Annotated in this window: 12 protein-coding genes; 2 read left to right on the top strand and 10 right to left on the bottom strand. The window is 63.0% G+C overall.

Translation table 11 applies throughout. The features are described from left to right. Positions 1 to 9: 9 nt before the first annotated feature. From QMO80_RS05815 to QMO80_RS05805, 3 genes are all read right to left on the bottom strand, one after another. Positions 10 to 813, bottom strand: coding sequence for a phosphatidylserine decarboxylase (locus QMO80_RS05815; RefSeq protein WP_283199231.1), 804 nt, complete (start codon positions 811 to 813; stop codon positions 10 to 12). A gap of 28 nt (positions 814 to 841) precedes the next feature. Next, positions 842 to 2,719, bottom strand: a complete 1,878-nt coding sequence (locus QMO80_RS05810; protein WP_283199230.1) for an ABC transporter ATP-binding protein/permease — start codon at positions 2,717 to 2,719, stop codon at positions 842 to 844. Positions 2,720 to 2,918: 199 nt separating this feature from the next. Then, positions 2,919 to 4,952: an Ig-like domain-containing protein gene (locus tag QMO80_RS05805; protein ID WP_283199229.1), complete on the bottom strand. Its 2,034-nt coding sequence runs from the start codon at positions 4,950 to 4,952 to the stop codon at positions 2,919 to 2,921. 154 nt (positions 4,953 to 5,106) lie between these two features. Between QMO80_RS05805 and QMO80_RS05800 the strand changes: the two genes are divergently transcribed. After that, a complete protein-coding gene (locus QMO80_RS05800; RefSeq protein ID WP_283199228.1) occupies positions 5,107 to 5,730 on the top strand; it encodes a TIGR00730 family Rossman fold protein in 624 nt (207 codons plus the stop codon). 31 nt (positions 5,731 to 5,761) lie between these two features. Here QMO80_RS05800 and rarD read toward each other — a convergent pair whose 3' ends face one another. Beyond that, positions 5,762 to 6,676, bottom strand: coding sequence for an EamA family transporter RarD (rarD, locus tag QMO80_RS05795; protein WP_283199227.1), 915 nt, complete (start codon positions 6,674 to 6,676; stop codon positions 5,762 to 5,764). A 310-nt stretch (positions 6,677 to 6,986) separates the two neighbouring features. On the opposite strand from rarD, the gene QMO80_RS05790 reads away from it, so the two are divergent. Further along, positions 6,987 to 7,466: a GNAT family N-acetyltransferase gene (locus QMO80_RS05790; protein WP_283199226.1), complete on the top strand. Its 480-nt coding sequence runs from the start codon at positions 6,987 to 6,989 to the stop codon at positions 7,464 to 7,466. A gap of 18 nt (positions 7,467 to 7,484) precedes the next feature. Here QMO80_RS05790 and cimA read toward each other — a convergent pair whose 3' ends face one another. From cimA to cysS, 6 genes are all read right to left on the bottom strand, one after another. Next, positions 7,485 to 9,098: a citramalate synthase gene (gene cimA / locus QMO80_RS05785; RefSeq protein ID WP_283199225.1), complete on the bottom strand. Its 1,614-nt coding sequence runs from the start codon at positions 9,096 to 9,098 to the stop codon at positions 7,485 to 7,487. Positions 9,099 to 9,279: 181 nt separating this feature from the next. Continuing rightward, the gene (pip, locus tag QMO80_RS05780; RefSeq protein ID WP_283199224.1) at positions 9,280 to 10,242 is read right to left on the bottom strand and encodes a prolyl aminopeptidase; all 963 of its coding nucleotides are present in this window, start codon (positions 10,240 to 10,242) and stop codon (positions 9,280 to 9,282) included. Next, entirely contained in the window at positions 10,239 to 10,715 is a 477-nt protein-coding gene (locus QMO80_RS05775) for a GFA family protein (RefSeq protein WP_283199223.1), read from the bottom strand. The genes pip and QMO80_RS05775 overlap by 4 nt, the downstream gene beginning before the upstream one ends. Then, positions 10,712 to 11,200 (bottom strand): GFA family protein, encoded by a 489-nt coding sequence (locus QMO80_RS05770; protein ID WP_283199222.1) that lies wholly within the window; start codon positions 11,198 to 11,200, stop codon positions 10,712 to 10,714. The genes QMO80_RS05775 and QMO80_RS05770 overlap by 4 nt, the downstream gene beginning before the upstream one ends. Beyond that, positions 11,197 to 11,673, bottom strand: coding sequence for a GFA family protein (locus QMO80_RS05765; RefSeq protein WP_283199221.1), 477 nt, complete (start codon positions 11,671 to 11,673; stop codon positions 11,197 to 11,199). The genes QMO80_RS05770 and QMO80_RS05765 overlap by 4 nt, the downstream gene beginning before the upstream one ends. Then, positions 11,670 to 13,061 carry a cysteine--tRNA ligase gene (cysS, locus tag QMO80_RS05760; RefSeq protein WP_283199220.1) on the bottom strand — a complete coding sequence of 464 codons (1,392 nt, stop codon included), beginning with the start codon at positions 13,059 to 13,061 and terminating at the stop codon, positions 11,670 to 11,672. The genes QMO80_RS05765 and cysS overlap by 4 nt, the downstream gene beginning before the upstream one ends. Positions 13,062 to 13,213: the final 152 nt, after the last annotated feature.

Raw genomic sequence — 13,213 nt, 5'->3', positions numbered from 1 at the left:
TTCCTATTTTTAGCTGCGGCGGCTGATGACGGGACCCTTGGCGGAGGCGAATTCGGCGATCACAGTTTCCCCGGCAATCGCCACCTGGCCGAGCGAGACGCGTGGCGCAGCACCGGCCGGCAGGAACACGTCGAGCCGCGAGCCGAAACGGATCAGCCCGAAGCGCTCGCCGGCATCCACCGGCTCGTTGGGGTTCGCCCAGCAGAGGATGCGCCGCGCCACGAGGCCGGCGATCTGCACGACGCCGATCTGGCCGTGCCGGGTTTCGATCACCAGCCCGTTGCGTTCATTGTCCTCGCTCGCCTTGTCGAGCTCGGCATTGACGAAGCTGCCGGAGCGGTAATTGATGCTGACGATGCGCCCGCGCATCGGCGCCCGGTTCACATGGCAATTGAAGACGTTCATGAACACCGAGATGCGCAGCATCGGCTCGGAGCCGAGGTCGAGCTCGGCCGGCGGGGTCACCATCTGGATCGCCGAGACCTTGCCGTCGGCCGGAGAGATCACCAGATCGTCGTCCTGCGGGGTCACGCGCTCGGGATCGCGGAAGAAATACGCGCACCACAGCGTGAAGATCATGCCGATCCAGAAGAGCGGCTTGAAGATCCAGCCCAGGATCAGCGACGCGACGAAGAAGGCGGCAACGAAGGGATAACCCTCCTTATGCACGGGGACGATCGTGTTGCGAACCGTGTTGAACAGGCTCATGCTGCCGGTCTCCTTGCGTTGTCGTTTTTTGCTGGTTAGCGAAAAACCGTCTCCGGGGCAATGCTGCGGCCCCGGCCCTGGTTCCGACGCCGGGGTTCTGAACAACAAAAGCTTGGCCGGTACCGCTCCCGGCTCAGCTTGCCGGGGCAAGCCGCGTGATCACGCCCAGGTCGTCGCTTTCGCGCACCTGCTTCAGATGTTCTTCCGCCTGTGTCGCCTCGCGCTGGCGGTTCCACATCGAGGCGTAAAGACCGTTCCGCTCGAGCAGGGCGGCATGCGTCCCGCGCTCGGCGATCTCGCCGCTTTTCAACACGATGATTTCGTCGGCGCCGATGACAGTCGACAGCCGGTGGGCGATGACCAGCGTCGTCCGGTTCTTCGACACCACGTCGAGCGCCGTCTGGATTTCCCGCTCCGTCGTCGTGTCGAGCGCCGACGTCGCCTCGTCGAGGATCAGGATCGGCGGCGCCTTGAGGATGGTGCGGGCGATCGCCACCCGCTGCTTCTCGCCGCCGGAAAGCTTCAGCCCGCGTTCGCCGACCTTGGTCTCGAACCCCTCGGGCAGCGCCTCGATGAAATGCGCGATCTGCGCCACCTCGGCCGCTGCAAAGACGTCGCCGTCGCTGGCCGACGTGCGGCCGTAACGGATGTTATAGGCGACCGTGTCGTTGAAGAGCACGGTATCCTGCGGCACCATGCCTATCACCGAGCGCAGGCTCTTCTGCGTCACCGTGCGGATGTCCTGGCCGTCGACGGTGATCGCGCCGCTCTGGATATCGTAGAAACGATAGAGCAGCCGCGACAGCGTCGACTTGCCGGCTCCCGAAGGACCGACGACGGCAACCGTCTTGCCGGCCGGCACCTCGAAGGAAATGCCCTTCAGGATCGGACGGGCGGGGTCGTAGGAAAAGTGCACGTCCCTGAAGGCGATCGCGCCCTGGCCGATCCGAAGCTCGGCCGCATCGGGCGCGTCCTTGACCTCGGCCTGGACCTCCAGCAGGTCGAACATCTGCTCGATGTCGGTCAGGCCCTGGCGGATTTCGCGGTAGACGAAGCCGATGAAGTTGAGCGGCGCGGAAAGCTGCAGCAGCATCGAATTGACGAAAACGAAATCGCCGACCGTCTGCTCGCCGCGCTGCACCGCCAGCGCTGACAACACCAGCATGATCGTCGTGCCGATGCCGAAGATGACGCCCTGGCCGAAGTTCAGCCAGCCGAGCGAGGTCCAGACATCGGTCGCCGCCTTCTCGTAGCGCTCCATTGATTTGTCGAAGCGCTTCGCCTCCATCTCTTCGTTGCCGAAATATTTGACGGTCTCGAAATTGAGGAGGGAATCGATCGCCTTGGTGTTGGCGTCGGTGTCGCTGTCGTTCATCGACCGGCGGATGGCGATGCGCCAGTCGGAGGCGCGGATGGTGAACCAGATATAGGCCCAGACCGTAAAGGCGGTGACGGCGAGATAGGAGAAGCCGTAGCCCCACCAGAAGATCGCCGCCGTCAGCAGGAATTCGATGACGGTCGGGACCGAATTGAGGATCGTGAAGCGCACGATCGTCTCGATGCCCTTGGTGCCGCGCTCGATGATGCGCGACAGGCCGCCGGTCTTGCGCTCCAGATGGAAGCGCAGCGACAGTTCATGCATATGCACGAAGGTCCTGTAGGCGAGCTGGCGCACCGCATGCTGCCCGACGCTGGCAAACAGCGCGTCGCGCAACTGGTTGAGGCCAAGCTGGATCAGGCGGGTGATGTTGTAGGCGATGACAAGGGCGATGGCGCCGGCAAGCAGCGGCGGCACCGAGCCGGCCAGATCCATCCTGCCGTTCAGCGCATCGGTCGACCACTTGAAGAAATAGGGGACGAGCAGCAGCACGAATTTGGAAATCAGCAGGAAGACCGAGGCCCAGACGACGCGCATCTTGAGGTCGGGCCGTCCGGCCGGCCACATATAGGGCCAGAGGTTGAAAAGCGTGCGCAGCAGGTTGGATTCCGAGACTGTCTTGCCGTTTGCCATGCTTGTCTCCAGCCCGAATGGGCTTGCGGCGATTGCCGCGCTTCGATGCCGGCAAGAGCGCGAACCCGGGATGTGCCGAAAGCGCTCTCCCCCGCCACCGCCAGATAGGATGCCGGGCGGACGAATACAACAAATACCGGGTTCGTGAAAAGACAGGCCGGGCGGTTAGCCCGCCCGGCCTTATCATGTTGTTTGGCGCTTAGAGGTGCCGGTTGGACAGGCGTTTGCGGTGCAGTTCCTCGGCATTCGGCAGCGCATCCTTCGGCAGGCCGAAGATCTGGCCGGGGCGGATGCGATCCGGATCGATGATCTTGTCCTCGTTGGCGATGTAGATCGTCGTGTACCGAACGCCGAGACCATAGGTGCGGCGCGAAATCTGCCACAGCGTGTCGCCGCGGCGGATGATGACGGCTGCGTTGTTTGCCGTCAGCGGCGCCTGTTCGATCGTCTTCGGCTGGTTGCCAGCCGCGTCGTTTGCACCAGGTGCAGCCGGCGCGGGGGATGCGGAAAGTTCGGCGATGATCGCCCCCAGTCCGTCGAGGCCTGCGCCGACGGATTTTGCATCCTTCGGCAGGCCCTGCAGAACCTTCAACGCGCTGGTCGCAGTCTGCGAGGCGGCGCCGGAGGCTTGCTTGAAGGTTTCGGGCGCTTCGGCTCCCGGACGGAATTCTGCAACCGAGCGCAAGGCGAATTCGGTTGCCGAGCGCGCCGCCGCAAGCTGTTCGGCGCCGGGCAGCTTGCCGTCGGCAAACAGCCCCTTCAGCAGGCCGAAGGCCTTGCCGGCCTCGGCCTTGCGCTTGCCGAGCTCGCCTTCGTCGAGCGGCACCATCGAGGAGGCGCCGTTGGCGTCGGCGGGGACGGATTGCGCGGCGACCCTGACCTGGTCGCCGGCCGGGCGATTGAAATTCACCGCCGCGCGCACGATCACCTTGCCGGCGGGATCGACGACATCGACGCGGATCTTATGGTCGCCGACCGAGAGCGCCGCCACGCCGTCGATGACGAAATGGCCGTCGGAGCCGGCCGTGTCCTGGCCGACAAGGCTGTCGTCGGCATAGCCGAGGACCTTGGCGTTGGGGCGCGCCGTGCCGGCAATGAAAATCTTGTTGCCCTCGATCTCGACGGCGTTGACCATCACATCGGGCGCATTCGACTTGTCGGGTGCGGCGGTGCCCGGAATGGCCGGCGCAGTCGCCGCGCCGGAGGCGGGGTCGGTGACATTAGGCGTCTGCAGCGCCAGTTCGCCGGTTGGCGTGGTTCTAGCGGCAGGCGCAGCCGAACCTTCGCCCGGCTTGTCGCCAGGCGACACCATCGGGTTGGAGGCATCGGCGACTTCGGTGCCGTCCTTCGGCGCGGTGATGATGCGGCTCGCCGCGCCGGGTTTGGAGACCATGGCGAGCAGATCGGCGCCGTTGCCGTCCTTCGGCACGGAGATCGTTGCGACTTCTTCGGAAAGCGTGCTCTTGCCGTCCTTGCCGGTGAACTTCAGCACGAGCTGGTGGTCGCCGGCGGCAAGCGGATCGTCGAGAACGGCGGCGAAATCGCCGCTGGCATCGACATTGGCTGTCGTCACGACCTTTTCGCCGTCAAGCACTTCGAGCTTGCCGTTCGGTTCGGCGGAGCCGGCAATCACCGTCGAGCCGTCGGGCTCGACGCGCAGGACGTCGAAGGCGGGAAGCTTCGGGCCGGCATTCGCCGCCGCCGTGGTCGCCCCAGTCTCAGGCGCACCGGTCAGCGCAGCCTCGGCCTTGGCGATCGCGGCAAGCGCATCGGTAATGTTCTCCGGCAGCGACTGGACGATGGCGAGCGCCTTCGTGCCGCCGTCCTTGGCTTTCGTGGCAAGTGCCTGGGTCGCCGGATCGAGGCCCTCGGGAATGGCGAAACCGGCAAGCGCGGTCAGCGCATTGACGGCCTTGGTCTTGGCGGCGGTGAAAACATCGTCGGCAGGGCCCTTGCCGTCAGCAAACAGCGCCTTAAGTTCGGTAAGCGACACGCCTGCCTCGGCCGAAAGGCGGCCCACCTTGTCGGCGACGGAAGCCGCGTCCGCCACAGCGGGGCGCGATGTCTTTGCCGACTCGTTAACCGTGTCCTTGAGCTCCGTGCTCGCCTGGTTGATAGCGTCGCCGACCTTGGCTGCATCGCCGCCGATGCGCGGCATGACGACAAACACCATCAGTAGGATTGCGATTACGAGCACTGCAAGGGCCAGCAAGCCGGCACGGTTCTTCATCATTATGTCTCCCCAGGCGGCAATTTGCCGTAGTAACCGAAATTGCTAGCGATTCCCGTTGCTTTTCACAAGCATTCAAAGCAATTCGGCAAGCTCGCGACGCTGCTTTTCAGTCAATTTTCTTGACTGCATTGAAATGGAATAGTTGTTTGCCCCTATGACCGACCAATCCGTATCGATTCGATCCATCTGCGTTTACTGCGGCTCAAGGCCGGGACGCGATCCCTCCCACATGGCGGCCGGGCGTGCTCTCGGACGAGAGATCGCCGAATACGGCCTGCGCCTCGTCTATGGCGGGGGTACCAAAGGCATCATGGGCGCGGTTGCAAGCGGCACGCTTTCAGGCGGCGGTCAGGTCACGGGCATCATCCCCGAATTCCTGATCGATATGGAAGCGACTCGCCACTCGCTCGGTCAGCTCAACGAGCTTATTGTAACCCCTGACATGCATGCGCGCAAACATACGATGTTCGAGCGTTCCGATGCTTTCGTCGCGCTGCCCGGCGGCATCGGCACGCTGGAGGAGATCGTCGAGATCATGACCTGGGCGCAGCTCGGCCGCCACGAAAAGCCGATGGTCTTTGCCAACGTCAACGGTTTCTGGGATCCGATGATGGAACTGATGCGCCACATGACCGAAGAGGGCTTCCTGCACACCGCCCACCGGGTGCAGCCGCTCGTCGTCGACGAGATCTCCGGCATCATTCCGGCAATCATGGCCCAGGCAGCTCAGCTCGCCGCCGATCGTAACGGCGAGGATGAAGTGATCTCGAAAATGTAGGCGAGCAGCGGGCGTCTCCGGCGCCCGCCGTTCAGCGCCCGCGGCTTCCCTTCAGCATCGACCAGCTATAGAGGAACAGCCCCGCCCAGATCAGCGGGAAGGCGATCATGCGTGCCGTGCCGAGCGGCTCGTGAAAGATAAAGACCGCGATCAGGAAGATCATCGTCGGCGCGATATACTGCATGATGCCGATCGTCGAGAGCTTCAGGAGCTTGGCGCCATTGGCATAGATCATCAGCGGCACGGCGGTGATGACGCCGCAGCCGAGCAGCAGGGTCGTGTCGGCAAGGCCGGTGCGGTAGAAGTGGCCCAGGCCGCTGCCGAATTCGAGGTAGAGGATATAGAGGAGGGCAGGCCCGCTGAGGATCAGCACTTCGAGGAAGAAGCCCTGATTCGGCCCGAGCGGCAGCGTCTTGCGGAGCAAGGCATAAAAACCCCAGCTGATTGCCAGCGTCAGCGCCACCCACGGAATGCCGCCGCTGTCGAAGGCGAGAATGGCGACGGCAAGTGCGGCCAGCGCGATCGCCGCGATCTGCAGCGGCTGCAGCTTCTCCTTGAGGAGCACCGCGCCGAGGAAGATGCTGAACAGCGGATTGATGAAATAGCCGAGTGCAGCGTCGAGCGAATGGCCGGCGCCGATCGCCCAGACATAGGTGCCCCAGTTGACGGTGATCAGCGACGCCGTCAGCGCCCCCATCGCCAGCATGCGCGGCGAGCGCAACGCCGTCGCGATATCCGCTGTACGTCCGAGCACGATCAGCACCATGCCGGCCAGCGGCAGCGACCAGACGATGCGGTGGGCGATCACCTCGGCCGGCGAGATATGCGCCACCGCCTTCATATAGATCGGCAGGAAGCCCCAGAGCAGATAGGCTGTCAGCGCGAAGGCGAAGCCGCGCGGACTGTCTTCGTTCTTGGCCAGCGGAACGGATGCATCGGTCGACATCGGGGTGTTTCCATCTTTGTTCTTCTTCTGATCCGGCCTAGCTTAAGCGCCGTGAATAGGCCAATTCATTTCGTTGAATGAACGCTGAGAGGATTTGAAGCGGATGGGGAAGAATGAACGCATGATAGCGGCAAAGGCTGGTATCGGCCTCCAAAAATCCGTATCCTGTTCCAGACTGCCGCGGGCAGGCGACAGGCGGACCAATCGAGGGAACAAGCTCGCAAACCCGCTGATGATCTGCGCATTCAGTTGACAGGTCCGGCAGGTTCTTTCATCTGGAACGCCAAGCGCCAGATCAGGAGCCTCTCACATGACCCTTACCGTACGCCCGGCAACGCCTTCAGACGCGGCAACGATCCTGCGATTTGTCCGCGAATTGGCCGATTATGAAAAGGCGATCCACGAGGTCGAAGCGACCGAGGAGAGCACGCGTGCGGCGATCTTCGGCGACGGTTCAGTCACGCATGCGCTGATCTGCGAACGCGAGGGTCAAGCCATCGGCATGGCGGTTTATTTCTTCAGCTATTCGACCTGGCAAGCGAAGAACGGCCTTTATCTGGAAGATCTCTACGTAACACCGGACGCGCGCGGTTCGGGCGCCGGCAAGGCGCTTTTGCGGCGCCTGGCGCAGATCGCGCTGGAGAAGGGTTGCGGCCGCTTCGAATGGAGCGTGCTCGACTGGAACGAACCCTCGATCCGTGTCTACGAGGCGATTGGCGCGGAGCCGAAGAAGGAATGGATCCGCTATCGGATGACGGGCGAGACGCTGGCGGCGTTTGCCCGCGGTTAGCCGAACCGGCGGAACAGATTATTCCGCCGCGATCTTGCCGGCCAGTTGCCGGTTCTTCATCAGCTTGTAGATGACGGAATCCATCAGCGCCTGGAACGAGGCGTCGATGATGTTCTCCGAAACGCCGACCGTCCACCAGCGCACGCCGTCGCTGTCGGTGGATTCGATCAGCACCCGGGTGATCGCCGCCGTGCCGCCATTGAGGATACGCACCTTGAAATCGGCGAGCACCAGATCGTCGATCTCGTGCTGGTATTTGCCGAAATCCTTGCGCAGCGCCAGATCGAGCGCGTTGACCGGGCCCTCGGCATCGGCAACCGACATCAGCGTCTGGCCGTCGATGGTGATCTTGACCACCGCTTCCGAGACGATCTTCACGCGGCCAAGACTGTCGAAGCGGCGCTCGATCATCACCCGGAAGCCTTCGATGGTGAAGAACTCAGGGATCGTGCCGAGCGTGCGATGCGCGAGCAGCTCGAAGCTCGCATCCGCGCCCTCATAGGCATAACCGATGGATTCACGCTCCTTGACGATCGAGATCAGCAGATCGAGCTTCGGATCGTCCTTGGCGACGGTAATGCCGCGGCGCTTCAGCGCATTGATGAAATTCGCCTTGCCGCCCTGGTCCGAGACCATGACCTTGCGGAAATTGCCGACGCTCTCAGGCGGCACATGTTCATAGGTCCGCGGATCCTTGAGCAGCGCCGATGCATGGATGCCGGCCTTGGTGGCGAAGGCGGAAGCGCCGACATAGGGCATCTGGTGATCGGGCGAACGGTTGAGCAGCTCGTCGAAGGCATGCGAGAGCCGGGTGAGGTTGAGCAGCCGCTCCTCGTCGATCGCCGTTTCGAACCGTGTGTTATAGGCGCTCTTCAGCGCCAAGGTCGGGATCAGCGTCACCAGATTGGCATTGCCGCAGCGCTCGCCGATGCCGTTCAGCGTGCCCTGGATCTGCCGAACGCCGGCTTCGACGGCAGCCAGCGAATTGGCGACCGCCTGGCCGGTGTCGTTATGGGCATGGATGCCGAGACAGCGGCCAGGAACGCCTGAGGCGATCACCGCCTCGACGATGGCGCGGACCTCCGGCGGCTGCGTGCCGCCATTGGTGTCGCAGAGCGCGACCCAGCGGGCGCCGCTTTCATAGGCGGTCTTGGCGCAGGCAAGCGCATAGGCCGGATTGGCCTTGAAGCCATCGAAGAAATGCTCGCAATCGACGATCGCCTCCTTGCCGACGCCGACCGCCGCCTTGACGCTTTCGGCGATGCTTTCGAGGTTTTCCTCGTTGGTGCAGCCGAGTGCTACGGCGACATGATAATCCCAGCTCTTGGCGACGAAACAGATGGCGTCGGATTTCGCCTGCAGCAGCCCGGCAATGCCGGGATCGTTGGAAACCGAAACGCCCGCCCGCTTCGTCATGCCGAAGGCGACGAAGCGGGCCTGGCTGGTTCGCTTCTCGCTGAAAAAGGCCGTATCGGTCGGATTGGCGCCGGGATATCCGCCCTCGACGTAATCGATGCCGAACTCGTCCAGCAGCGCGGCGATCGCAATCTTATCCTCGACCGAGAAATCGATGCCGGGCGTCTGCTGCCCGTCCCGGAGCGTCGTGTCGAAGAGGTAGATGCGTTCTTTCATGTCGTTTCCTCCCGGCAGGCGGGTGTTGTTGGAATGCGGATGCTGCCCCTCATCCGGCTGCCGCCACTTTCTCGCCGTTCTGACGGGGAGAAGGGAGATGCCGCGCCGTATCGCAGAGCACGTTCCCTCTCCCCGCGCGCGGGGAGAGGGCTAGGGTGAGGGGCGGCCTTAGCCAGGACAGTCAGTCGGGTTTCCCGGCAAATTTGTCCGTCGCCCGGATCAGCTGGTCGAGAATGCCGGGCTCCGAATAGGCATGGCCGGCACCCTCGATCAGGTGGAATTCCGCCTTCGGCCAGGCCTTGTGCAGCAGCCAGGCATATTTGGCCGGGCAGGGCATGTCGTAGCGGCCATGCACGATAACGCCGGGAATATCCTTCAGCCTGCCGGCATCGCGGATCAGCTGTCCCTCGTCCATCCAGCCGGCATTGACGAAGAAATGGTTCTCGATGCGCGCGAATGCATAGGCGAATTCCGGTTCCTCGAACTTGCCGCTCGTCGAAGGTTCGGGCATCAGCGTGATCGTTTCGCCTTCCCAGATGCTCCAGGCCTGTGCGGCTGCAAGGCGTACGGACCGATCCTCATGCGTCAGGCGGCGATGATAGGCATGCATCATCTCGTGCCGCTCCTCCGGCGGAATGGGAGCGATGAAACGCTCCCATTTGTCCGGGAACATTTCCGAGACGCCGAACTGGTAGTACCAGTCGAGCTCGGCCTTGGTCAGCGTATAGATGCCGCGCAGGATGAGTTCGGAGACGCGCTCCGGATGCGCCTCGGCATAGGCGAGCGCCAGCGTCGAGCCCCAGGAGCCGCCGAACACCTGCCAGCTCTCGACACCGGCCATCTCGCGCAGACGCTCGATATCGGCGACGAGGTGCCAGGTCGTATTGGCATTGAGTTCCGCATGCGGCGTCGACCTGCCGCAGCCGCGCTGGTCGAACAGCATGACGTCGTAGAGGGCCGGATCGAAAAGCCGGCGATGAGCGGGCGAGAAGCCGCCGCCGGGGCCGCCATGCAGAAAGACGGCGGGCTTGGCGCCAGGCGTTCCCGACCGTTCCCAGTAGATCACATGGCCGTCGCCGACATCGAGATGGCCGGAGGCATAGGCTTCGATTTCGGGATAGAGCGTGCGCAGGAATTCGGTCATATTTTCACGCCTTTCGCTGGCCAGACTGACGTATCGTGGTCGGGATGCTGGAAGGAGATGATCGCTTCCTGTCGTGCATAGAAATCCTGATCCTTCAGCACCGGCGCCTCGAAGATCTCCTCGACCCAGGGCAGGCGGGCCTCGTAATTCACCTGGATCAGCGGTGCGAGATCGCTGCGGTCGTCGAAAGCGCCGATTGCAAGCTCCAGCCCACCAGGATGGCGATAGGTCATCGGCGTGCCGCAATTGCTGCAGAAGCCGCGGTCGATATTGACCGAGGACTGGAAGTAGCTCGGCGCGCCGCGCGTCCATTCCATCCCGTCTTCAGGTGCGGTGACCAGCGCGGAGAAGAAGCCGCCGAACTGCTTCTGGCACATGCGGCAATGGCAGATCGAGGGTCGCCCCAACTTGCCCGAGATGCGGAAGCGCACGGCGCCGCACTGGCAGCCACCTGTTCTTATCCTGTCCGTCATGAGCTTTCTCCAGGGGGCCAGTTTTTCGTGTCGTGGTCGGGATGCTGATGGTTGCTTGCCGCAATCGCGTCCTCGCGGTCGGGCGTTTCCGGCTCCGGTTCCACCGGCAGGCTGGGGAGCGCGTGAAACCAGGACATCCTGCGGCCGGTGTTCGATTGCATCACCGGCTTGACCGCGTCGGGATCGTCAAGCGAGCCGAGCGTGATGTTGATGAAATCCGTCCCCGGAATGTCATAGAACAGTGGCGTGCCGCAATCGCCGCAGAAACCGCGTCGCACCAGATCCGAGGACTGGAACCATTTCGGCGCGCCGCGCGTCAGGGTGAAATTGCTGTGCATCGCGCCGCCAAGCGGCATGAAATAATTGCCGGCCGCCTTCTGGCACATGCGGCAATGGCAAAGATGGGGATAACCGAGTTCGCCTTCGGCGCGATAATGCACCGCCCCGCACTGGCACCCGCCGCTTGTGTTCGTCTGCGCTGTCATCTCGGCTCCTTGGCTGGCCATGCCTGTGTCTCATGATCGGGATGCTGGTAGGAGACGAGTTCGAGCACGAAGGGGGCGGATTGCGCATCCTCCTCCGTCCGGTGCCCCGGCAATTCGTGCAGGTGATCGACGAAGCCGATCTTGCCCTCGATGCCGAATTGCACCACCGGCGGAAGCGCCGCGGGATCGTCGAAGGCGCCTGCGGCAATCGCAACCCCGTCAGGCGCCTCGTAGGAGAGCGGCGTGCCGCAATCGCCGCAGAAGCCGCGCTCGACGAAATTGGAAGAGCGGAACTTTTTCCGCTCTCCGCGCGTCCACGTGAAATCGGCGCCGCGCACCGAGACCAGCGGCGCATAATAGGCCCCGAACGCCTTCTGGCACATGCGGCAATGACAGATCGACGAATCCTTGAGATCGCCGCTGACGCGGAAACGGATCGCTCCGCACTGGCAGCCGCCGGTATAGGTCGTCATCTCTTGGCCTCCCACGTCGTCACGCGATCCCCCGTCACCGGATCCTTGCCGTCCTTCAACTGGATGCCCTTCGCCGTCAGCTCGTCGCGGATCTTGTCGGCCTCAGTGAAGTTCTTTGCCTTCAGCATCTCGAGACGCATTGCGACCAGCGCATCGACCGCCGATGCGACGGCTTCGTCGATCTCCATCTTTTTCGGCAACAGGCCCAGAAGGTCGGCCGTTGCGGCAAAGACAGCACGGGCTGTGGGATCCGCATGGGCAGCCTGCGCCAGCGCATGCAATGCCTGCACCGCCGCGACCGTATTGAGGTCGTCGGAAAGCGCGTTCAGCACGGTTTCATCGGGCGCCGAATCGCCGGCTTCGGCCGCCGGCCATTTGGCGAGCAGACGTTCGGCCTCTTCCAGTCGCTTGATTGAGAAATCGATCGGCTCGCGGTAATGCGTCATCAGCATGGCAAGGCGCAGCACCTGGCCCGGCCATTTGCGGCCGCCGAAGATTTCCGTGTGCAGCAACTCGTGGATGGTGACGAAATTGCCTTCGGATTTCGACATCTTGCGGCCTTCGACCTGCACGAAGCCGTTATGCATCCAGACATTCGCCATCACCTCGGTGCCGTGGGCGCAGCGCGACTGGGCGATCTCGTTTTCATGATGCGGGAAGATCAGGTCCAGCCCGCCGCCATGAATGTCGAAGATATCGCCGAGATAACGCCGGCTCATCGCCGAGCATTCGATATGCCAGCCCGGCCGGCCGCGGCCCCAGGGGCTCTCCCAGCCGGGTTCGTTGTGGCTCGACAGTTTCCACAGCACGAAATCGCCGGGGTTCTTCTTGTGTGCATCGACGGCGACGCGGGCGCCGGCCTGCTGCTCATCGAGCGGCCGCTTCGAAAGCTGGCCGTAATCCGCCATGGATTTGGTGTCGAACAGCACTTCGCCGGCTGCGACATAGGCATGGCCGTTGCCGATCAGCTTCTCGATGATCTCGGTCATCTCAACGATATTGTCGGTCGCCCGCGGCTCGACGGTCGGCTCCAGGCAGCCGAGCTCGGCGACATCGGCGTGAAACTGCGTCTCGGTCTTTTCGGTGACGGCGCGGATCGCGTCGTTGAGCGGCAGGCCCGGATGATCTCTCAGCGCCCGCGCATTGATCTTGTCGTCGACGTCGGTGATGTTGCGGGCATAAGTGACGTGATCTTCGCCATAGACATGACGCAACAGCCGGAACAGCACGTCGAAGACGATGACCGGCCGGGCATTGCCGATATGAGCGAAGTCATAGACGGTCGGGCCGCAGACATACATGCGGACATTGTTGGGATCGATCGGCGCAAAGACCGATTTCTCCCGCGTCAGCGTGTTGTAAAGCTTCAGTTCCGGCATGCCGCCCATTCCACTCTCCCATAAGCACAATCAGAAAAAATATCGCAACCGGCGGGCCGGGGCGTTTCGCATCTTGACTATTTGGGAGACGAAAACGGCCGGGCCAGCGCTTGCGCTAGCGAATAATCTTTCCGCAGATAATGCAGATAACCGTTTTCATG

The sequence above is a fragment of the Rhizobium sp. BT03 genome (genome assembly GCF_030053155.1).
GTDB lineage: Bacteria > Pseudomonadota > Alphaproteobacteria > Rhizobiales > Rhizobiaceae > Rhizobium.
Note: the sequence above shows the minus strand (reverse complement) of the source record. Positions and strands in the feature narration are given on the sequence as shown.